This window comes from Mycobacterium sp. TY814, assembly GCF_030755175.1.
Lineage (GTDB): Bacteria > Actinomycetota > Actinomycetes > Mycobacteriales > Mycobacteriaceae > Mycobacterium.
The window spans coordinates 256,506-276,939 of the sequence record NZ_JAUFRY010000004.1; the positions used below are offsets into that span (position 1 = coordinate 256,506).

Annotated in this window: 17 protein-coding genes and 1 pseudogene; 9 read left to right on the top strand and 9 right to left on the bottom strand. The window is 66.8% G+C overall.

Features of this window, described 5'->3' with window-relative positions; genetic code table 11:
- Positions 1-25: 25 nt before the first annotated feature.
- From QXH22_RS26435 to QXH22_RS26445, 3 genes and pseudogenes are all read right to left on the bottom strand, one after another.
- Positions 26-1,012: an LLM class F420-dependent oxidoreductase gene (locus tag QXH22_RS26435; RefSeq protein ID WP_306277468.1), complete on the bottom strand. Its 987-nt coding sequence runs from the start codon at positions 1,010-1,012 to the stop codon at positions 26-28.
- A 142-nt stretch (positions 1,013-1,154) separates the two neighbouring features.
- Positions 1,155-2,650: pseudogene (locus QXH22_RS26440) on the bottom strand (HNH endonuclease signature motif containing protein).
- Between the two features lie 146 nt (positions 2,651-2,796).
- Positions 2,797-3,261: a GatB/YqeY domain-containing protein gene (locus tag QXH22_RS26445; RefSeq protein ID WP_306247059.1), complete on the bottom strand. Its 465-nt coding sequence runs from the start codon at positions 3,259-3,261 to the stop codon at positions 2,797-2,799.
- Between QXH22_RS26445 and QXH22_RS26450 the strand changes: the two genes are divergently transcribed.
- Genes QXH22_RS26450 through QXH22_RS26470 form a run of 5 tightly spaced genes read left to right on the top strand, consistent with a single transcriptional unit; the run spans position 3,260 to position 8,769 of the window.
- Positions 3,260-4,699, top strand: coding sequence for a hypothetical protein (locus QXH22_RS26450; RefSeq protein ID WP_371934334.1), 1,440 nt, complete (start codon positions 3,260-3,262; stop codon positions 4,697-4,699). The genes QXH22_RS26445 and QXH22_RS26450 overlap by 2 nt on opposite strands.
- A gap of 8 nt (positions 4,700-4,707) precedes the next feature.
- Positions 4,708-5,358, top strand: coding sequence for a DUF4129 domain-containing protein (locus QXH22_RS26455; protein ID WP_306277470.1), 651 nt, complete (start codon positions 4,708-4,710; stop codon positions 5,356-5,358).
- Positions 5,340-6,497 carry a DUF4350 domain-containing protein gene (locus QXH22_RS26460; protein ID WP_306277471.1) on the top strand — a complete coding sequence of 386 codons (1,158 nt, stop codon included), beginning with the start codon at positions 5,340-5,342 and terminating at the stop codon, positions 6,495-6,497. The genes QXH22_RS26455 and QXH22_RS26460 overlap by 19 nt, the downstream gene beginning before the upstream one ends.
- Positions 6,494-7,447 carry a MoxR family ATPase gene (locus QXH22_RS26465; protein WP_306247051.1) on the top strand — a complete coding sequence of 318 codons (954 nt, stop codon included), beginning with the start codon at positions 6,494-6,496 and terminating at the stop codon, positions 7,445-7,447. The genes QXH22_RS26460 and QXH22_RS26465 overlap by 4 nt, the downstream gene beginning before the upstream one ends.
- Positions 7,447-8,769, top strand: a complete 1,323-nt coding sequence (locus QXH22_RS26470; RefSeq protein ID WP_306247049.1) for a DUF58 domain-containing protein — start codon at positions 7,447-7,449, stop codon at positions 8,767-8,769. Before QXH22_RS26465 ends, QXH22_RS26470 begins: the two co-directional genes overlap by 1 nt.
- Before the next feature lie 83 nt (positions 8,770-8,852).
- Here the strand turns inward: QXH22_RS26470 and QXH22_RS26475 are convergent, their stop codons facing one another.
- Positions 8,853-9,845, bottom strand: a complete 993-nt coding sequence (locus QXH22_RS26475) for a stage II sporulation protein M (RefSeq protein ID WP_306247047.1) — start codon at positions 9,843-9,845, stop codon at positions 8,853-8,855.
- Positions 9,846-9,880: 35 nt separating this feature from the next.
- On the opposite strand from QXH22_RS26475, the gene QXH22_RS26480 reads away from it, so the two are divergent.
- A complete protein-coding gene (locus tag QXH22_RS26480; RefSeq protein ID WP_306277473.1) occupies positions 9,881-10,858 on the top strand; it encodes an RDD family protein in 978 nt (325 codons plus the stop codon).
- Here QXH22_RS26480 and QXH22_RS26485 read toward each other — a convergent pair.
- Entirely contained in the window at positions 10,855-11,208 is a 354-nt protein-coding gene (locus QXH22_RS26485; protein WP_371934335.1) for a hypothetical protein, read from the bottom strand. The two genes, QXH22_RS26480 and QXH22_RS26485, sit on opposite strands and share 4 nt — an antisense overlap.
- 189 nt (positions 11,209-11,397) lie before the next feature.
- Here QXH22_RS26485 and QXH22_RS26490 point away from each other — a divergent pair, with 189 nt between their 5' ends.
- Entirely contained in the window at positions 11,398-12,081 is a 684-nt protein-coding gene (locus QXH22_RS26490; protein WP_306277474.1) for a PadR family transcriptional regulator, read from the top strand.
- A 22-nt stretch (positions 12,082-12,103) separates the two neighbouring features.
- Here the strand turns inward: QXH22_RS26490 and glpK are convergent, their stop codons facing one another.
- A complete protein-coding gene (glpK, locus tag QXH22_RS26495) occupies positions 12,104-13,630 on the bottom strand; it encodes a glycerol kinase GlpK (protein ID WP_371934320.1) in 1,527 nt (508 codons plus the stop codon).
- Between the two features lie 100 nt (positions 13,631-13,730).
- Here glpK and QXH22_RS26500 point away from each other — a divergent pair, with 100 nt between their 5' ends.
- Positions 13,731-15,215: a glutamate-cysteine ligase family protein gene (locus tag QXH22_RS26500; protein WP_306277612.1), complete on the top strand. Its 1,485-nt coding sequence runs from the start codon at positions 13,731-13,733 to the stop codon at positions 15,213-15,215.
- Here QXH22_RS26500 and QXH22_RS26505 read toward each other — a convergent pair.
- Both QXH22_RS26505 and QXH22_RS26510 read right to left on the bottom strand, forming a co-directional pair.
- Positions 15,212-15,631 (bottom strand): VOC family protein, encoded by a 420-nt coding sequence (locus QXH22_RS26505; RefSeq protein WP_306247040.1) that lies wholly within the window; start codon positions 15,629-15,631, stop codon positions 15,212-15,214. The genes QXH22_RS26500 and QXH22_RS26505 overlap by 4 nt on opposite strands.
- Before the next feature lie 10 nt (positions 15,632-15,641).
- The gene (locus tag QXH22_RS26510; protein WP_306247038.1) at positions 15,642-16,094 is read right to left on the bottom strand and encodes a helix-turn-helix transcriptional regulator; all 453 of its coding nucleotides are present in this window, start codon (positions 16,092-16,094) and stop codon (positions 15,642-15,644) included.
- 35 nt (positions 16,095-16,129) lie between these two features.
- Here QXH22_RS26510 and QXH22_RS26515 point away from each other — a divergent pair, with 35 nt between their 5' ends.
- Positions 16,130-16,819 carry a class I SAM-dependent methyltransferase gene (locus tag QXH22_RS26515; RefSeq protein WP_306277475.1) on the top strand — a complete coding sequence of 230 codons (690 nt, stop codon included), beginning with the start codon at positions 16,130-16,132 and terminating at the stop codon, positions 16,817-16,819.
- On the opposite strand, the gene QXH22_RS26520 is transcribed toward QXH22_RS26515, so the two are convergent.
- Entirely contained in the window at positions 16,813-20,376 is a 3,564-nt protein-coding gene (locus QXH22_RS26520; RefSeq protein ID WP_306277476.1) for a PPE family protein, read from the bottom strand. The genes QXH22_RS26515 and QXH22_RS26520 overlap by 7 nt on opposite strands.
- Positions 20,377-20,434: the final 58 nt, after the last annotated feature.

Below are 20,434 nucleotides of genomic sequence, written 5' to 3' on the forward strand. Positions count from 1 at the left end.
ACGGCCACCCAAACGTGGCGTTCAGTCAGCTCGAGGCGCTGCGCAGCGCATCGAGCAATGGCTCGGCGGCTTCCTTCAGGAATTGCTGTTGAGTGTCGCCACCGATCTGAACGAGCGCGATATCTGTGAAACCGGCTTCCCAGTAGGACTTCGCGACCTCGACGATCGCATCCAGGTCCGGACCGCAGGGGATGCTCTCCGCTACATCCTCGGGCCGCACGAACTGTGTTGCGCCGGCGAATCCGGCGGGCGTCGGCAGGTCCGCGTTGACTGTCCAGCCGCCGGCAAACCAGCGGAACTGATCGTGTGCCCGGGCGACCGCCGCGTCGCGGTCGGGATCCCAGCACACCGGCAGCTGCCCGACGACCCGGCCGGCGCCGGGCCAGCCGCCGCTCTGGCGGGCCGTGCGCCAGGCGTCGACCAGTTCCTGGTCGGGTTCCACCGCGATGAGGTGGTCGGCCAGTTTGCCGAACTTCTCGACGCCCCTGGCGCCCGCCATCGCCACTCCGATGCCGGGCGGCACGTCCGGTGCGTCCCACAAGCGGGCGGAGTCCACCTGGAAGTATTCGCCGCGCCAGTCCACCAGTTCGCCGCCGAAGAGTTCGCGGATGATCTTGATGGCTTCGCGCAACATGTCCTGGCGGCGCTCGACGGTCGGCCAGCCTTTGCCGACCACGTGTTCGTTGAGATTCTCGCCACTACCCAGGCCCAGCGTGAAGCGTCCGTCGGAAAGAATCTGCACGGTGGCGGCCTGCTGAGCGACGATCGCGGGGTGGTACCGCATGGTGGGGCACGTCACGTAGGAGTAGAGATCGACGCGTTCGGTGGCGTGCGCCACCGCGCCGAGCACAGCCCATGCATTGGGGGCGTGACCCTGGGAAGTCAGCCACGGCGAAAAGTGATCGCTGCAGACCTCGAAGTCGAATCCCCGTTGTTCGGCCGAAACAGCATCGCGCACAAGCTCTTTGGGACCAGCTTGCTCTGTCATCAGGGTATATCCAAACCGGGGCATACCTGGGGGTACCCTGCGACCGGCGATGCAAACGGCGTTGGGTTTTCAGCACAAGCCTCCGCCTGCGGCGCACCAACTCAAAGGAGTGCCGGTGAGTGGCGCCTTTTCGCCGTCGCCTCAGCGTGAGGTGTCGACCGGTCCCTCAGAAGGGTGGCGGGTCGTCGTTGGGGTGTGGTGGTGGGTGGTTGTCGGCGTAGGCGAAGTGGTCGGCGGTGGTGGAGTCGGTGGCGGTGCGGGCGTTGTGGTTGGCGCGGCGTTCGGCGGTGACGCGGGCGGCGCGGTCTTGGGTGCGGGTGCGGCGGCGGGTGGGCATCATCGCGGTGCGTTCGGCGCAGTAGTCGGCCGGTGGGGTGGTTTGGGCTTCGGGGGCGGGCATGCCGCCCACGGCGTGGCACAGGCTGGGAAACAGCAGCGCGGAGCCGGGGGTGGTGACGTGGGTGTCCCCACCCGGGGAGGTCAGGATCAGGGTGCCGTCGGCGAGTTGCTGCTCGCTCCAGCCCCAGAACGTTTTCATCAAATGATGCGTGCGGCAGTAGCACTTGAGGTTGCCGGCATGGGTGGGCCCACCCTGGGCATAGGGGATGGTGTATCCAGATCGCAGCCGGTGGCCGGTACCTCGCAGCCGGGCCAGCGGCACGTCAGATCCCGGGCCCGCACGAAATCGGCCAGCCACTGCGAGGGGGTGTAGTGGGGTTCGGGGGCGGCGTAGCCGGGTTGGATCAACGGCACCTGTTTGGCGGTCCGGGCCACCTCGGCCAACACCTCAGCGGTGATGAGGTCCTCAGCACCCAGCACGCACCCTGGGCTGTCGGAGTGCCCGTTAAGGGTGGCGGCTTCGGCGACCACATGGATCACCACCGGCGAGGCGGGCTTTCTCGCGCCGGCGGCGCAATCGGAGCGGCCGCATTCACAGCCCAGCCGGGTCGCGTCAGCAGCCAGCGCCCCCAGCGCGTCAGCGCGGCGCTGGGCGGCGGTACGCGGATCGTTCGGGCACACCGTGGCCGCCAACGCTGTCAGTCGCGCATCGAGGGCCTGGGCGTCGGTACTGCGCAACCGGCCGTCGATCTGCGACAGCCCGTCGGACTCGCCGCCGATCCACACCTCCCGATCCGTCTGCGCCTCTTTGCGGCGGCGCACCGCATCGGCATCTGCGTTAACGACGATCGCATCGACTTTCTGCGACAGTCGCCACCGGCTTAGCGAGGGCCACCGTGTCACCCGCGCGGCGACCTTGGCGTCCACGACCGCCAGCACCTGCGGGTCCTCGATCAGATCGGTGCGGAACACGATCGTGGAAAACGCTTCCAGGTCGATGTCCCCGGCACACAACACCGCGGCCACCTGCGGCAGCCGCTCGCGCATCGCCCGGGCATAGCGCAGCTTGGTCTCCGCGCGGCCCTGACTGATCTTCAGCCCCGCGGCCACCTCCCCGGCCACGGCCTTCATCGTGTCGATCGCCCAGTCCTCGGTCTCCCCACCCCGGGCCAACCGGTAGGCGAACAACTCCCCGATTGCCACCAACTCCGCGGCCGTGGCCTGATTGACCAGCCGCGCCGCCCCGCCGATCCGCGCCACCCACCCCGACGACTCCGCGGTTTTACCCAACAAACCCTCGCGGTGTTCGAACATTTGCCCCATCAGCGCATCGAAGCGCGCCATCCGCTCGGCCGCGGTCAGCTCGCTGAACGGTTTCCCCTCCCACGACGAAGCGGGCATCGGTTCGAACATGTGTGCGATACTACTCGGGCCCGCCGACAACACCCCGCGCCGGACTCACGCCCAGGTCAGAGCCGGTCTTTCACCGCCGCCGACAGCCTCGAGCCGTCTGCCTTCCCCTCAGCGATCCCGGTCGCCACCTTCATGACGAGACCCATCTCTTTCCTGGAAGGCGCGTGCCCCAACGTCTCGGCAACCTGGGCGATCGCGGTCTCAACGACGTCGACCACCTCGGCATCGGTCAGCGGCGTCGGCAGGTATTCGTCGATGATCCGCGCCTCGGCATGCTCGTTGGCTGCGAGCTCGCCGCGACCATTCTGTGTGTAGATCTCGGCGGCCTCACCCCGCTTGCGAGACTCCCTGGCCAACACCTTGAGCACCTCGTCATCGGTGAGCTCCTTGGCCTCTTTCCCCGAGACCTCTTCAGTCTGAATCGCCGCCAACAACATGCGCAGTGTCGCAGTCCGCAACTTGTCCTGCGCCTTCATCGAGTCGGTCAGGTCCGCCCGCAGCCGGGATTTGAGTTCCGCCATTGCACAGACGCTACGCGCTGACCCGGGGACCTACATTGAGAAATGCACCAACCGCCGACAGGATGGACCCCATGACAAACGACGACAGCCGCTGCCTACGGTGAGCACGCTGCCGCCTGAATACCCGGGTGACACTTCGCCGGGATCCGCCGGTCAAGAGCCGCCCCCGGCCTACGAGCCGCCTCCGGCATACGGACCACCTCCCGCATACGGCCCGCCTCCCGCTTATGCCGCGACAGGCGGGTACGGTCCGTCCGCCGGTTACGGGCCACCTCCGGGTTACGGTCCGCCCGCGGGCTATGGCCACCCGCCGGGCTACGGCCAACAGCCTTCCGGCTACGGCCCGCCCTCGGGCTACGGGCCCCCACCGGGCTACGGCCCGCCCGCGGGCTACGGGCCCCCGCCGGGCTACGGGCCCCCGCCGGGCTACGGCCAAACCCCGCCGGACTACGGTCCGCCATTGATCCCGGGCGCCGTCAAGCCCGGCATCATTCCGCTGAGACCGCTCACCCTGAGCGACATCTTCAACGGTGCCGTGGGCTACATCCGGGCCAACCCGAAGCCGACTCTGGGCCTGACGGCCATGGTCGTGGTCGTCATGCAGGTGATCTCGCTGCTGGCGACCATCGGTCCACTCGCCGCCGCGAACTCACTGCAGACCAACAAGTCCGAGCCCAGCCTGGGCGCCGTCGGCGCATGGACGGCGTCGCTGGGCGGCAGCGCCCTGGTCAGCTGGCTCGGCAGCATGCTGCTCAGCGGCATGCTCACCGTCATCGTCGGGCGCGCGGTGTTCGGCTCGCCGATCACCATCGGCGAGGCGTGGGCCAAGGTCCGGGGCCGCCTCCTGGCGCTGCTCGGCCTGGCACTGCTGGAAGCCGTCGGCCTGGCCGTGATCATCGGGCTGGTGGTGGTGATCCTGATCGGCGTCGGAGTGGCCGCCAATGCCGGCGCCGCGGTGCTGGTCGGGTTCCCGTTGTTGTTGCTGGTGGCCGCATTAATCGCCTATGCGTACACGGTGCTGATGTTCGCGCCGGTGCTGATCGTGCTGGAACGGCTGCCGGTCTTCGACGCCATCACCAGGTCATTCCGGTTGGTGCGCAACGGCTTCTGGCGGGTACTGGGCATCCGCGTACTGGCGGCCATGGTGGTCGGCATCGTCGGCGGGGCGATCTCGGCACCGTTCAGCATCGTCGGTCAGATTTTGTTGATGGGAGCGTCGAGCACCACAACGCTGTTGGTCGGCACCGCGCTGTCGTCCATCGGCGGCGGTATCAGTCAGATCGTCACCACCCCGTTCGTTGCCGGCGTCGTGGTGCTGCTGTACACCGACAGGCGCATCCGCGCCGAGGCATTCGATCTGGTGCTGCAGACAGGTGCGGCCGGCGGCATGGCAGCCGTGGAATCCACCGACAACCTCTGGCTCACCCGGCCTTACTGAGGAGCACAGTGCCCGCCATCGACATCGACCGCGATGCCGCGCACGATGCTGCGCAAAGCGAGTTGAACAAGCCGATCTATCCCAGGCCGTCGTTGACCGACGAAATCTTCGACAAGATCAACGAATTCCTGCTCAAACTGATGTTGAAGGCGTCGCACGTGTCGGGTGGATGGTTCACGGTCACCGTGCTGCTGATCTTGCTGGCCATCGCCGTCTTCTTCGCCATCCGGATCGCACGCCGCACCATCCGCACCAACCGCGGCGGTGACTACGAACTGTTCGATGCCGGACAACTGACCGCCGCACAGCATCGGGCGACCGCGGAATCCTACGCCGCCGAGGGCAATTGGGCGGCTGCCATCCGGCATCGGCTGCGCGCGGTGGCCCGTGAGCTGGAGGAGACCGGGGTGCTCACTCAGGTTCCCGGACGTACCGCCAACGAGCTGGCCCATGACGCCGGCGAGGCACTGCCCCACCTGGCTGCGGAGATGTCCCAGGCGGCAACGGCTTTCAATGACGTGACCTACGGCGAACGGCCAGGGACACAAGCCGCCTATCAGATGATCGCCGACCTCGACGACCATCTACGTTCGCGGTCCGCCGCGTCGCCGGCGGTGGCACAACCCGCCGCACCGGAGTCATGGGCGAAGGTCCGGTGACGCTCACCCGCGCCGGAGTGCCGCCTGGCACCACGCAACAACGACGCCCGTGGCGTGGGGTGCTGCTCACGCTTGCCGCACTGGTCATCGTCGCGTCGATCACCACATACCTGACCGCGCCGCGACCCGGCGGCACCATGGACCCGGAGGCCACCAGCCCCTCCGGCGCGCACGCTCTGGTGACACTGCTGAGCGACGCCGGCGTCGAGGTGGTGGTCGCCAACACCGTCGCCGAGGTCCAGCGCGCCGCCCGGCCGGACACGTTGCTCCTGGTGGCGCAGTCCCAGTACCTGACCGACAATTCGTTGCTGGACAAGCTGTCCAACGCACCCGGTGATCTGCTGCTGGTGGATCCGACGTCGCGGATCCGCGCCGCTCTGACGCCGCGGCTGCGCGTCGGGGCCGCCAGCAACCTGGACAACGAGCCGAATTGCGATCTCCGCCAAGCCAATCGGGCCGGCACCGTAAATCTCGGACCGAGTGACGCCTACCGGGCCAAAGGCGACCTCGATCTCGTCAGCTGCTACGGCGGGGCGCTGGTCAGCTACCGCGACGGAAGCCGTACCGTCACCGTGGTCGGCACCAGCCACTTCATGCAGAACGACGGCCTGCTGGAAGAGGGCAACGCCGCACTGGCGATGAATCTGGCCGGCGCCCGGTCCCGGCTCATCTGGTACGCCCCGCAGCGCGCGGAGGGGCACACCTCGGAGCCAGCATCACTGATGGATCTGATCCCGGAGAACGTGACCTGGATGGTCTGGCAGCTCTGGCTGGTGGTAATCCTCGTTGCGCTGTGGAAAGGCCGGCGGGTCGGCCCACTGGTCGCCGAAGACCTGCCCGTCGTGGTGCGCGCCTCGGAGACAGTGGAAGGCCGTGGCCGCCTCTACCGGTCGCGGCGAGCGCGCGACCGAGCCGCCGAGGCGCTGCGCACAGCCACACTGCAACGACTGATGCCCCGGCTGGGCCTGGGCCCCAACGCATCGCCGCCCGCGGTGGTGATGACGGTGGCCCGGCGCTGTGGCGCCGACCCGGATTTCGTCCAGTACCACCTTTTCGGACCCCCACCGGCCAACGACTCCGATCTACTCCAGCTAGCCCGTGCACTCGACGACATCGAAAGGCAGGTCACCCACTCGTGACAGAACCGGATTCCGCCCGCGAGGCGTTGCTGGGATTGCGAGCCGAAATCGGCAAAGCCGTCGTCGGGCAGGAGGGCGTGGTCAGCGGCCTGGTGATCGCGTTGTTGTGCCGCGGCCACGTCCTGCTCGAAGGCGTTCCGGGGGTGGCCAAGACGCTGATGGTCCGTGCCCTGGCCGCAGCGCTGCAACTCGAATTCAAGCGGGTCCAGTTCACGCCCGACCTGATGCCCGGTGACGTCACCGGCTCACTGGTCTATGACACCCACACCGCGGAGTTCGCCTTCCGGCCGGGCCCGGTGTTCACCAATCTGTTGCTGGCCGACGAGATCAACCGCACGCCACCCAAGACACAGGCGGCGCTGCTCGAGGCGATGGAAGAGCGCCAGGTCAGCGTGGACGGCGAACCCAAGCCGCTGCCGGACCCGTTCATCGTCGCCGCCACCCAGAACCCGATCGAGTATGAGGGCACCTACCAGCTGCCCGAGGCCCAGCTCGACCGCTTCCTGCTCAAGCTGAACGTCACGCTGCCGCCGCGCGACGCCGAGATCGCGATTCTCGGCCGGCACGCGCACGGATTCGATCCGCGCGACTTGTCTGCGATCAAGCCGGTGGCGGGTCCGGCGGAGCTGGCCGCCGGACGCGAGGCGGTGCGTCAGGTGCTGATCGCCGACGAGGTGCTGGGCTACATCGTCGACATCGTCGGGGCCACCCGCTCCTCCCCCGCCCTGCAGCTGGGGGTCTCACCGCGCGGGGCGACCGCGCTGCTCAATACCGCCCGGTCCTGGGCGTGGCTGTCCGGCCGCAACTACGTGACGCCCGACGACGTCAAGGCCATGGCCCGTCCGACGCTGCGGCACCGGATCATGCTTCGCCCGGAAGCCGAACTCGAGGGAGCCACCCCCGACGGTGTTCTGGACGGCATCCTGGCCTCGGTCCCGGTGCCCCGCTAGTGATCCTCACCGGCCGCACCGGACTGTTCGCGCTCGTCTGCGTCCTGCCGATCGCGGTATCACCCTGGCCGGCAAAGGCTTTCGTGATCCTGCTGGCAGTATTGGCAGCGATCGTGAGCATCGACGTGGCGCTCGCTGCCAGTACTCGCCGGCTGCGCTTCGTCCGATCGCCGAACGGTTCGGCCCGATTGGGTCAGCCGGTGGATGCCGGCCTGTTGGTCCACAACGACGGACGGCGCCGTTTCCGTGGTCAGGTTCGCGACGCGTGGCCGCCCAGCGCCCGCGGTGAGCCCCGAACCCACCGGTTGGTCATCGCGCCGGGGCAGAGCCAGCAACTGCACACGCAGCTTCGGCCGGTCCGCCGCGGCGACCAGCGGGCCGCGGTGGTGACGGCGCGCTCGATCGGGCCACTGGGTTTCGCGGGCCGGCAGAGTTCGCAGCCGGTACCCGGCCAGGTGCGCGTGCTGCCGCCGTTCCTGTCCCGCAAACACTTGCCGTCGCGGCTGGCGAAGCTGCGGGAGATCGACGGCCTGCTGCCGACGCTGATCCGCGGGCAGGGCACCGAATTCGATTCGCTACGTGAGTATGTCGTCGGCGACGACGTCCGCTCGATCGACTGGCGAGCCAGCGCGCGGCGCAGCGACGTTATGGTGCGCACCTGGCGGCCTGAGCGGGACCGCCGTGTAGTGATCGTGCTGGACACCGGACGGATGGCGGCGGGGCGCGTCGGCATCGACCCGACGGCCGCCGACCCCGCCGGCTGGCCGCGGCTGGACTGGGCGATGGACGCCGCGCTCTTGTTGGCGGCGTTGGCCTCTCGCGCCGGTGACCACGTCGACTTCCTCGCGCACGACCGGTTGAGCCGGGCCGCCGTCTTCGGTGCGTCGCGCACCGAACTGCTCGCCCAGCTGGTCGACGCGATGGCCCCCCTGCAACCGGCGCTCGTCGAATCCGACTGGCGGGCAATGGTTGCCGCAATTCTGCGACGGACCCGGCGGCGGTCGCTGGTGGTGTTGCTCACCGACTTGAACTCGACCGCGCTGGACGAGGGACTGCTGCCGATGCTGCCGCAGTTGTCGGCCAAACACCATGTGCTGGTTGCCGCGGTGGCCGACCCGCGGGTCGACGAGCTCGCGGCCGGCCGCAGCGACGCGGCGGCGGTCTATGACGCCGCGGCAGCCGAGCGCTCCCGCAACGAACGCCGTGCCATCGCCTCCCGGTTGCGGCGCAGCGGGGTGGAAGTCGTCGACGCGCCACCCACCGACATCGCACCCGGCCTCGCCGACCGCTATCTGGCGATGAAAGCGACCGGACAGCTCTAGATCTCAGGCGCCCAGTGTGAATTGCACGACGCGTCGGCGGGGTGTCGCGTCGTGCAATTCACACTCGGCCAGGGAAAACGGGCCTAGGAGGTGGGGACGTAATCCGGGGCGTCCTCGATATCGCCGGTCTCGCCGGCGGCCACGCCCCGTCGTCCGAAGTAAATGATGTAGGACAGGAACGCCGCCTCGGCGAGGACGCCGATGGTGATACGGGCGAACGTCGGCAGCGGCGACGGCGTCACCATCGCTTCAATCAGCCCCGAGACCAGTAGCACGCCGACCAGCCCCACGGCGACCGAGACCACGCCGCGCCCCTCCTCGGCCAGGACCTGACCACGTGGGCGATCGCCGGGGGAGATCACCGACCACCCCAGCCGCATGCCCACCGCGCCGGCCAGGAACACCGCCGTCAGCTCGAGCAGCCCGTGCGGCAGCAGCAAACCCAGCAGCAAGCCGCCCTTGCCCGCCGGGAACATCAGACCAGCGATGACGCCCACGTTGGCGGCGTTCTGGAACAGCACAAACGGAATCGGCGCGCCGAGCAGCACCGCCATCGCGATGCATTTGGCGGCCACCCACGAGTTGTTCACCCACACCTGCAGGGCGAAGGCCGCGGCGGGGTGCTCGCTGTAATAGGACTCGACGTCGTGGTTGATCAATTGGTCGATATCGGCCGGGGTCCCGATGGCGGACTGTACTTCGGGACTGCCGGCCACCCAGAACGCCATGACCACCACCACGGCGAAGAACGCGAGGGCCGTCGCCAGCCACCACCGCCAAGACCGGTAGGCCACCACCGGGAACGACACGGTCCAGAAGCGGACGAACGTGCTGCTCAGCGGGGCATGCGCGCCGGTGACCGCAGATCGGGCCCGGGCCACCAGGCTGGATAACCGGCCGGTGATCAGCGAGTCCGACGACACCGACCGCAGGATCGACAGGTGGGTGGACACCCGCTGATAGAGCTCGACGAGTTCATCGATCTCGGCACCGGTCAGCGAACGGCGCTTCTTGATCAACTGGTCGAGCCGGTCCCAGGTGCCCCGATGGGTGAGCAGGAACGCATCGACGTCCACTTGGGCAGCCTACCCAGCCTGTAGCGTTTCGAGGTATGTCGGAGGTGGTGACCGGGGACGCCGTAGTGCTCGACGTCCAGATAGCCCAGCTACCGGTGCGCGCAATCAGCGCGATCATCGACATCATCGTCGTCTTCATCGCCTACATCCTCGGAGTGACGTTGTGGGCGGCCTCGCTCGCCCAGTTCGACGAGGCACTGACCGTCGCATTTCTGATCATCTTCACGGTGCTGGCGATGGTCGGCTATCCGGTGGTGATCGAGACCGCAACCCGGGGCCGCTCGGTGGGCAAGATGGTGATGGGTCTGCGGGTCGTCTCCGACGACGGCGGACCGGAACGATTCCGCCAGGCGCTGTTCCGCGCACTGGCCGCCGTGATCGAGATCTGGATGCTGCTCGGCAGCCCCGCGGTGATCTGCAGCGTGCTCTCTCCGAAGGCCAAGCGCGTCGGCGACATGTTCGCCGGCACCGTCGTGGTGAGCGAGCGCGGACCCCGCCTCGGCCCACCGCCGGTCATGCCGCCGGCACTGGCGGGGTGGGCGGCGTCGCTGCAGCTCTCCGGTCTGTCCACCGGCCAGGCCGAGGTGGCCCGGCAATTCCTCTCGCGGGCGCATCAATTGGATCCGGCGCTGCGTAATCAGATGGCGTACCGGATCGCCAGCGACGTGGTGTCGCGCATCGCGCCGCCGCCCCCGCCGGGCGTCCCACCGCAGCTGATCCTGGCCGCGGTACTGGCCGAACGACACCGGCGGGAACTGGCCCGGCTGCGCCCGCCATCGGCATCCGGGTGGCCTCAGCCGGCGCCATCACCAGGCTGGCCGCAACCGCAGGGATGGCCGCAACCGCAGGGATGGCCGCAACCGCAGGGATGGGTGCCGCCGCCCGGTCAGCCCCCGGGTCAGCCCCCCGGTCCGTCACCCGTCCCGGAGCCGCCGCAGGGCGGGGCGACCACTGCCGCCCCGGCACAAACCCCGGAAATCACCGAGGCCGGCGGCTTCTCCCTACCGACTTAGTACTGGGCGACGGAGGCCGCCAAGATGGCGACGTCGGTCACCAGCAACCCCAGACCGATCAGCGGGACCGCGATGCCCCAGTGCCGTTTGGCGGTGAAGACCGAGGTGATGATCACCAACACCGCCACCAGCGGGGGACCGTAGAAGAAGACGTCGAAACTGATCCCGCCGCCGAGGTTCGGGCACTGGTTCTGGGTACACGAGTCGGTACTCATCACCGCCCCGAGCGCAAAAAGCATCACGATCGCGGCCGCGGGGACTGTCAACAGGGCCAACACCCAGTTGACCCGCGAACGAGCCCTGTCGCCGTCGTCGCCCGCCGGATCGGTGGCGCTGCCGGGTCCGGTCATGGTCCGGTAGCGGTTATTGCCGTTCACCCGTCAGGTGCTACCCGGCGTTCGGGGTGCGCAAACGGTCGAGGTTCGGGCCCGCAGGACCCCAGGCGGTTGCCTTCCGATACTTAGCGATATATCGTGATACGTAGTGATACACCGGAGCGTCGGTGAGCGACGCCCCACTAGACCAGAAGGACTACAACGATGAACACCCTTTTCACTCCCCCTACCGGGCCGTTCGGCCCACGGCCCGGATTCGGCTTCGGCCCGGGCGCCCGGCGGCAAGCCCGCCGGGAATTCTTCGAGAACATGCGCGAGCAGGCCGGCAGCCACGACGGCCCGATGGGCTTCGGACCGGGCTTCGGACCGGGCTTCGGACCGGGATTCGGGGCCGGCTTCGGCCCAGGCTTCGGGTTCGGGCCCGGTGGCCGCGGCGGACGCCGGGGCGGGCGGGGCCGGCGCGGCGACGTGCGGGCCGCCATCCTGGCGCTGCTCAACGAGCGGCCGATGCACGGCTACGAGATGATCCAGCAGATCGCCGACCGCAGCAACGGAATCTGGAAGCCGAGCCCCGGCTCGGTGTACCCGACGCTGCAACTGCTCGACGACGAGGGCCTGATTACGGCCAGCGAAACCGACGGCAGCAAGAAGCTGTTCGAGCTGACCGAAGACGGTCGCGCCGCAGCGGCGAAGGTGGAGACCCCGCCGTGGGACGAGATCGCCGAAGGCGTAGACCCGGGACACATCAATCTCCGGACCGCCGCCCGTCAGCTGTTCGGCGCCGTCGGCCAGTCGGCCCATGCGGCGAGCGCTGAGCAGCAGCAACGCATCGTCGACGTGCTCAACAATGCACGCCGCGAGATCTACGGCATCCTCGGCGAGGACTGAGATCCCGCGAGCGGACCCTGGATCAGGACACGTCCACCCAGTCCAGGGTCCGCTGCACCGCCTTCCGCCAGCCTGCGTACCCTTCGGCCCGCTGTTCGTCGTCCCAGTTCGGCGTCCAGCGCTTGTCCTCACGCCAATTGGCGCGCAGCTCGCCGGGACCTTCCCAGAAGCCGACCGCAAGGCCGGCGGCGTAGGCGGCGCCCAGGGCGGTGGTCTCGGCCACCACGGGCCGCACCACGTCCACACCCAGCACGTCGGCCTGGATCTGCATGCACAGGTCGTTGCCGGTGATTCCGCCGTCGACCTTCAGAATCTCGAGGCGGACGCCGGAGTCGGCCTCCATGGCGTCGACGACGTCGCGGCTCTGGTAGCAGATCGCCTCCAAGGTCGCGCGAGCCAGGTGAGCGTTGGTGTTGAACCGGGACAGCCCGACGATGGCCCCGCGGGCGTCGGAACGCCAGTAGGGCGCGAACAAGCCGGAGAACGCCGGCACGAAATACACCCCGCCGTTGTCGGCGACCTGCCGGGCCAGCGACTCACTCTGCGAGGCGCCACTGATGATGCCCAGCTGATCGCGCAGCCACTGCACCGCCGAGCCCGTCACCGCGATCGAACCCTCGAGCGCGTACACCGGTTTGGCGTCCCCGAATTGGTAACACACGGTGGTGAGCAGCCCGTTCTGAGAGCGCACGATCGTCTCGCCGGTGTTCAGCAGCAGGAAATTGCCGGTGCCGTAGGTGTTCTTGGCCTCTCCGGCGTCCAGGCACACCTGCCCGACCATCGCGGCATGCTGATCACCCAGCACACCCGTGATCGGCACCTCGCCGCCGATGGGGCCGGTTTCGGACGTGACACCGTAGGGTTCCAGCGGCGACGACGGCTCGATCTTGGGCAGCATCTCCCGGGGAATCGAGAAGAACGAGAGTAATTCGTCGTCCCAGTCCAGCGTCTCCAGGTTCATCAGCATGGTCCGGCTGGCGTTGGTCACATCGGTGACGTGCACGCCGCCGCGCGGTCCGCCGGTCAGGTTCCACAGCACCCAGGTGTCCGCGGTGCCGAACAGGGCCTCACCCTTTTCCGCCGCGGCGCGAACCCCGTCGACGTTCTCGAGGATCCATTGCAACTTGCCGCCGGAGAAGTAGGTCGCCGGCGGCAGACCCGCCTTGCGCCGTATCACGTCGCCGCGACCATCCCGGTCGAGCGCCGACGCGATGCGATCGGTCCGGGTGTCCTGCCAGACGATCGCGTTGTAATAGGGCCGGCCGGTTTTGCGGTTCCACACCAGGGTGGTCTCGCGCTGGTTGGTGATGCCCAGTGCCGCAATACTTTTCGCGGATATATTGCTGGAGTTGAGCACGGACATCAGCACGGACGCGGTGCGCTCCCAGATCTCCACCGGGTTATGTTCCACCCAGCCGGCCCGGGGCAGGATCTGGTCGTGCTCGAGTTGATGACGAGCCACCTCGGCACCGTCATGATCGAAGATCATGCAGCGGGTACTCGTGGTGCCCTGGTCGATGGCTGCTACGAATTCCGGCGACTCGGCCAACTCCGGCCTCTCCTAGGGTGACGTTGGACACTGCAGGTACATGATCGCGCAGCGGCGGGCCGGGTTGCGCGCGGCCCGGGAAACCTGTTCCATCGGTCAGGTGGGCGAAGAGGTCAAGCGCACCACGTATGACCGCGCACATCGGCGGGAATACCGGCGCAAAGTGCGGGTGTGTCTCGACGTATTCGAGACGATGCTGTCGCGTACCAGCTTCGATTCGGAGCACCCGCTCACCGGCATGGAGATCGAGTGCAACCTCGTCGACGCCGAATATCAGCCGGCCATGTCCAACCGATTCGTGCTGGACGCCATCGCAGATCCCGCCTATCAGACCGAATTGGGCGCCTACAACATCGAATTCAATGTGCCACCTCGTCCATTACCCGGACACGCCACCCTGGACCTGGAGAAAGACGTCCGGGCCAGCCTCAACGACGCCGAACTCAAAGCCAATGGCAGCGGTTCGCACATCGTGATGATCGGCATCCTGCCGACCCTGATGCCCAAACATCTGTCCGCCGAAGGCTGGATGAGCGAGTCGAACCGCTACGCGGCCCTTAACGAGTCGATCTTCGAGGCCCGCGGCGAGGATATCCCCATCAATATCGCCGGCCCCGAACCGCTGAGCTGGCAGGCCGCTTCCATCGCACCCGAATCCGCTTGCACCAGCATGCAATTGCACCTGCAGGTGGCCCCGGAGGACTTCGCCGCCAATTGGAACGCGGCGCAGGCACTGGCCGGCCCCCAACTGGCGCTGGCCGCCAACTCGCCGTATTTCTTCGGCCACCACCTTTGGGCGGAAACCCGCATCGAATTGTTCGCCCAGTCCACCGACACCCGCCCCGAAGAACTGAAGACTCAGGGGGTGCGGCCGCGGGTCTGGTTCGGCGAGCGGTGGATCTCCTCGGCCGTCGACCTGTTCAAGGAGAACATCCGCTATTTCCCGTCGCTGCCGCCGGAACTGTCCGATGAGGATCCGGTCGCGGAGCTGACGGCGGGACGCACACCGCGGCTCGCGGAGCTGCGCCTGCACAACGGCACGGTGTATCGGTGGAACCGGCCGGTGTACGACGTCTACGAGGGCCGACCTCAGTTACGCCTGGAAAACCGGGTACTACCGGCGGGACCCAGTGTCGTTGACATGCTTGCGAATTCGGCCTTTTACTACGGCATGCTGCGGACTATGTCCGAAGCCGAACAGCCGGTGTGGTCGCAGATGAGTTTCCCGGTGGCACACCGGAATTTCCTGGAGGCCGCTCAACGAGGAATCGAGGCGCAACTGCACTGGCCGGGGGTGGGCGAGGTGAGTACGCGAAAACTGTTGTTGGACAAGCTGCTACCGATGGCCCACGAGGGTCTGCAGCGCTGGGGTGTCGACGTCGAAGTCCGCGACCGCTTCCTCGGGGTCATCGAGGGGCGGGCCAGGACCGGACGCAACGGCGCCAGCTGGCAGGTGTCCACGGTCACCGCACTCGAGGATGCCGGCATGACCCGGCCCCGGGCCCTGGCCGAGATGCTGCGGCGGTACTGCGAGCACATGCACGCCAATGAGCCCGTGCATACCTGGCCCGTCCGGGGCGGCTAACCGATTTCGGCCAGCTGAGTCAACCGCACGCTGTTGCCGGACGGGTCGCGGAATCCGCAGTCGATGCCATACGGCATCTCGTGTGGCTCTTCAGTGAATTCCACTCCACGGGAACGCATTTCGGCGTAGGCGGCGGCGCAGTCCTCGGTGGTGAGGAACACCGTGCCGGCAAAACCCTTCGCCATCACTTCGGCAACCTGCTGCTGTGTCACCGCGTCCATGACCGGCTCCCCCGGAATCGCCATCAACACGATGGACACGTCGTCCTGGCCCGGAGGGCCGACCGTGAGCCACCGGAAACCGAGGTCTGGCAGTGAAACATCCTGCCGCACTTCCATACCCACCTTCTCGGTCCAGTACTTCAGAGCGACTTCCTGGTCGTGCACCCAGAGGTGGGCGCTGGCAATCTTGAGCATGGGCACCACGCTACGGCCCGGCCCTGCTGTCCGTCTTCTCCCCGTGTGCTGTCTTGACGCGGCTGTCGGCGGGTGGGCGGGTGTCGCGGGCGAGGATGCAACTCGGTACCCGCGCGTGCACCGACGCTGGTGGAAGGCCGGCCCGATAGGCGGCCGGCGGCATCCCGTACACGCGGGCGAAACTCGTTGTGAACGAACCGACGCTGCGCAGTCCGACCATGACGGCGATATCCGCGACGGATCGTTCGGTGTAGCGCAGCAACGCCGCCGCTCGCTCCAGCCGGCGCGTCTGCAGGTACGCGCGCGGCGATTCACCGAACGTGCGGGTGAACATCCGGCTGAAGTGGGCCCGCGACAGACCCGCGGCCGCGGCCATGTCATCGACCGTGATCGGCTCGGCGTAGCGGGCGTCGGCGAAGTCCTTCGCGCGGAGCAGGTAGCGGGCCGGCGGCGGCTGCGACATATGTCCCAGTATGCGGCGGGCGTACGTTGGGAGCCATGACGGATCAGGTGATGGACTGGGATGACGCGTATCAGGAAAAGGTTTTCCAAGCGCCGCCGCCCTGGAATATCGGCGAACCGCAACCCGATCTGGCGGCACTCGTCGCCGCCGGCCAGGTCCGCGGCGAGGTGCTGGACGCCGGATGCGGGGTCGCTGAGTTGTCACTCGCGCTGGCGGCCGCCGGTTACTCCGTTGTCGGAATCGACAATTCGCCCACGGCCATTGCCGAGGCGACCAGCACCGCACAGCAGCGCGGGCTCACCACGGCCACCTTCGTGGTGGACGACATCACCCGATTCTCGGGGTATGACGGCCGCTTCAATACCGTCATCGACAGCACGCTTTTCCACTCGCTGCCCGTCGAGCACCGCGCCAACTATCTGCAAGCGGTGCACCGTGCTGCGGCGCCGGGTGCAAGCTACTACGTCCTGGCATTCGCCAAGGGCGCCTTCCCGGCCGACGCCCCCTACCGGCCCAACGAGGTCGACGAGCAGGAACTACGTTCGGCCGTCGGCGAATACTGGGAGATCGACGACGTCCGGCCCGCGGCGATCCACGGGAACATGCCCCAGGTCCCGGACATGCCCGAGGTTGCGGACATGCCAGCGCCTCCGTATCCCGTCGACGACAAGGGCCGCGTGATGATGCCCGCTTACCTGCTGACGGCGCACAAGGCGGATCAGTAGTTCTGCAAGAAGATCCCGGCCAGGTTCGACCCGATGCTCTGCAGGCCGGACACGAAGCTGCTGACGTTTGCCGGCAGCGTACCGATGTTGCCGAGACCTGACACGCCGCTGCCCAGGACCGAAAGACCCGAGGACCCTTCGCCGAACACGTTGTAGCCCGAAGCGCCGATGAGTCCCAACGGGTTTCCGCTGAAGAAGCCGGACACCCCGCTGCCGTTGTTGAAGAATCCCGAGCTGTTGCCACCACCGGTGTTGAAGAAGCCCGACGTCGTGAAGATGTTGTCGGTGGTGTTGCCGTAGCCCGGCGTCGGCGGAATCTGGAACTCGAACAGCTTCTGGCTCGGCAGGTGGATGCTCGGAATGTAGATCTCCGGCAGGTTGAAGGCGCCGATACCCAGCGGCGGAATGACCAGCGGCGGCGTGACGAAGCCCGGGAAGTCGATCTGCGGCAGGATGAACTCGCCGATGGCGATGTTGGGAATCCCGATCGACGGCAGGTCGAACGCGGAGGCAATGACCTGGGGCAGGTTGAACGCCCCCAGCGCGATCGGCGGAATCCCGATCTCGGGCAGCGAGAACGGCCCCGACGTGAGTTGCGGCAGCAGGAAGTCGCCAATGGAGATCGGCGGGATCGTCAACGCCGGAGTGGAGAACTCGGGCCAGCTGATCGGCGGCAGCACGATCTCGCCGAGATCGATCGGCGGAATGGTCAGCGGCGGGGTGGTGAATTCCGGCCAGCCGACCTGCGGCAGATCGAAGGAGCCGAGATTTATCGACGGAATGGTCAACGCCGGCGTCGAGAACTGCGGCCAACCCACCTGCGGCAGATCGAAGTCCCCGAGCTGAATCGGCGGGATCGTCAGGGCCGGCGTCGAGAACTGCGGCCAACCCACCTGCGGCAGATCGAAGGAGCCGAGATTTATCGACGGGATCGTCAGGGCCGGCGTCGAGAACTGCGGCCAACCCACCTGCGGCAGATCGAAGTCCCCGAGCTGAATCGGCGGGATCGTCAGGGCCGGCGTCGAGAACTGCGGCCAACCGATCTGCGGCAGCGTGAAGCCGCTGAACTGCACTGGGTTGAAAGTGATGGACGGGATGTTGAAACCGGACAGCCCGATCGACGGAATGATGTAGTTGCCACCTGCATTGCTGATGTTGAGAGTCGGCAGGGTCATCGCACCGATCTGGATGCTGGGGAAGCTGAATTGCTCGATGTAGCCCTGCGTAGTGAAGCCCAGCGAAATCGCGTTGATGTTGAAGGTACCGAGGTCAATTCGGTAGGTGGGGGCCGCAATGAAGCTCGTGTCCAGGGTGATGAGCGTCTGGTTTCCGCCCGGGACGGAGATGTTCGGGAACTGTATACGCGGGATATTGATCTGCGGAACGGTGACCGAAGGCAGGTTCCAGCCCGTGACAGTTACGGTCGGTGTCTGGAAGGGCGGAATGATTACCTGCGGTAGATTTATCGGTGGTACCGCTATAGGCGGCGTAGTGACGGACGGCAGGTTAAACCCTCCCACCGTAAGCGCTGGCGACTGGTAAGCCGGAACCGTTATCGCGGGTATACCGATCTGGGGCAGACCAAAGCTACCGATATTGATATTCGCCGGCGTCGTGTACGCCGGAATAGTGATCGCCGGAATACCAATCTCCGGCAGACCGAAACTACCGATATTGATATTCGCCGGCGTCGTGTACGCCGGAATAGTGATCGCCGGAATGCCGATCTGCGGCAGTGAGAAACTACCGATATTGATATTCGCCGGCGTCGTGTACGCCGGAATAGTGATCGCCGGAATGCCAATCTCCGGCAAACCAAAACTACCGATATTGATATTCGCCGGCGTCGTGTACGCCGGAATGGTGATCGCCGGGATGCCGATCTGCGGCAGGGCGAAGCTGCCGATCGTGATGGTCGACGGCGTCGTGTACGCCGGAATGGTGATCGGCGGGATACCGATCGCCGGCGTCTCAAACGCGCTCAGCGACGCGATCGGTGACAGGAAGCCACCGATGTTGATCGGCGGGACGGTGATCTGCGGCAGGTTGAACGCCGAAACCAGGACATCTGCGGGCGACGTGAACGGCCCGATGCTGATCGGCGGGATGTCGATCGTCGGCAGGTCGAACGGGAGGATCGTGATGTTCGCCGGTGTCGTGAACGGCGGGATGGTGATGGGCGGGATACTGATCTGCGGGGTGTTGAAGGCGCCGACCAGAATCTGCGAGATGTCGACGGGTGGCAGCTGGATGTCCGGGGTGGTGATGGCGACGACGACGCCACCCTGCTGGTCACCTGTCCAGCCGATGCCGTTGTTCATGTTGCCGGTGTTGAGGGCACCGGTGTTGAAGTTGCCCCAGTTGGAATAACCGGTATTGGTATTGCCGATGTTGAAGCCGCCGGTGTTGTACGAACCGGGGTTGACGTCGCCCGTGTTGAAGCTGCCGACGTTATAGGTGCCCGTATTGGCGAATCCCGCGTTGAAGGCTCCGGTATTGAAGGTGCCCGGGTTGAATAACCCGGTGTTGACGGTACCCGAGTTGCCGATGCCGGTGTTGAAGCTGCCCGAGTTGAAGAGTCCGTAGTTTCCGTTGCCCGAGTTAAAGAAGCCGATGTTTCCGGTGCCGGAGTTGAACAACCCGAAGTTGCCGCTGCCGGAATTCAGGTTGATCCCGAACTGGTTGTCGCCGGTCAGCCCGATGCCGATGTTGTTATTGCCGGTATTGCCGAAACCAATGTTGAAGTTACCGCTGTTGGCAAGGCCCTTATTACCGATGCCGAAGTTCCCGAGACCGATGTTGGACGTTCCCAGGTTGCCGAAGCCGATGCTGAAATTGCCGATGTTCGCATCGCCCAGGTTGGAGATGCCGAAGTTGCCACTGCCGATGTTGCCACTGCCGACGTTGCCGAAGCCGAAGTTGCTTGCCCCGACATTCGCCCACCCAAGCGTGAGTTGCAGCGTCTCCCCGGCGGCGCTCGGAAGTCCGGCGGCAGCCGCAGACCCGGCGGCCAGCTGAGCCGGCAGACCGGCAAGGGCTTTCAGCGGCGCGGTGAACGGGGCGAGCGCAGCAGCTGCGGCAGAGGCACCGCTGTAGTAGCCGACCATCGCGGCCACGTCCTGGGCCCACATCTCCTCGTACGCGGCCTCGGCGGCGGCGATAGCCGGTGCGTTCTGGCCGAACAGGTTCGACAGCACCAGCTGCACGAAGCCATTACGGTTCGCCGATACGGCTATTGGATGAACGGTCGCTGCCACGGCCGACTCGAAGACGCTGACAACGGCCTTCGCCTGAGCCGCCGCACCCGAGGCCTGCGCGGCCGCAGCACTCAGCCACCCGGCATAGGGCAGCGCCGCCGTCGACATCGCCGCGGCCGCCGGTCCCTGCCACGCCTGACCGGTCAACCCGGCCGTGACTGAGCTGAAAGATTGTGCGGCCGAACTCAACTCAGCCGCCAGACCATCCCAGGCAGTGGCCGCCTCAAGCAACGGGCCCGGCCCTGCGCCCGTGAAGAGCCGAAGCGAGTTGATCTCAGGCGGTAGTACAGCAAAACTCATCGAAAGAGGACCCTTCGTCACTGGATCGATCGCCAACGCGGCGAATCGCGCAAGTGTC

Excerpts from the sequence above, each read along its gene's own strand:
- QXH22_RS26515 (WP_306277475.1), top strand. The coding sequence starts at position 16,130 with ATGACGGATCAGGTGATGGACTGGGATGACGCGTATCAGGAAAAGGTT.
- QXH22_RS26480 (WP_306277473.1), top strand. The coding sequence starts at position 9,881 with ATGTCGGAGGTGGTGACCGGGGACGCCGTAGTGCTCGACGTCCAGATA.
- QXH22_RS26485 (WP_371934335.1), bottom strand. The coding sequence starts at position 11,208 with ATGACCGGACCCGGCAGCGCCACCGATCCGGCGGGCGACGACGGCGAC.
- QXH22_RS26445 (WP_306247059.1), bottom strand. The coding sequence starts at position 3,261 with ATGGCGGAACTCAAATCCCGGCTGCGGGCGGACCTGACCGACTCGATG.
- QXH22_RS26460 (WP_306277471.1), top strand. The coding sequence starts at position 5,340 with ATGGGCGAAGGTCCGGTGACGCTCACCCGCGCCGGAGTGCCGCCTGGC.
- QXH22_RS26490 (WP_306277474.1), top strand. The coding sequence starts at position 11,398 with ATGAACACCCTTTTCACTCCCCCTACCGGGCCGTTCGGCCCACGGCCC.
- QXH22_RS26520 (WP_306277476.1), bottom strand. The coding sequence starts at position 20,376 with ATGAGTTTTGCTGTACTACCGCCTGAGATCAACTCGCTTCGGCTCTTC.
- QXH22_RS26510 (WP_306247038.1), bottom strand. The coding sequence starts at position 16,094 with ATGTCGCAGCCGCCGCCGGCCCGCTACCTGCTCCGCGCGAAGGACTTC.
- QXH22_RS26505 (WP_306247040.1), bottom strand. The coding sequence starts at position 15,631 with ATGCTCAAGATTGCCAGCGCCCACCTCTGGGTGCACGACCAGGAAGTC.
- QXH22_RS26435 (WP_306277468.1), bottom strand. The coding sequence starts at position 1,012 with ATGCCCCGGTTTGGATATACCCTGATGACAGAGCAAGCTGGTCCCAAA.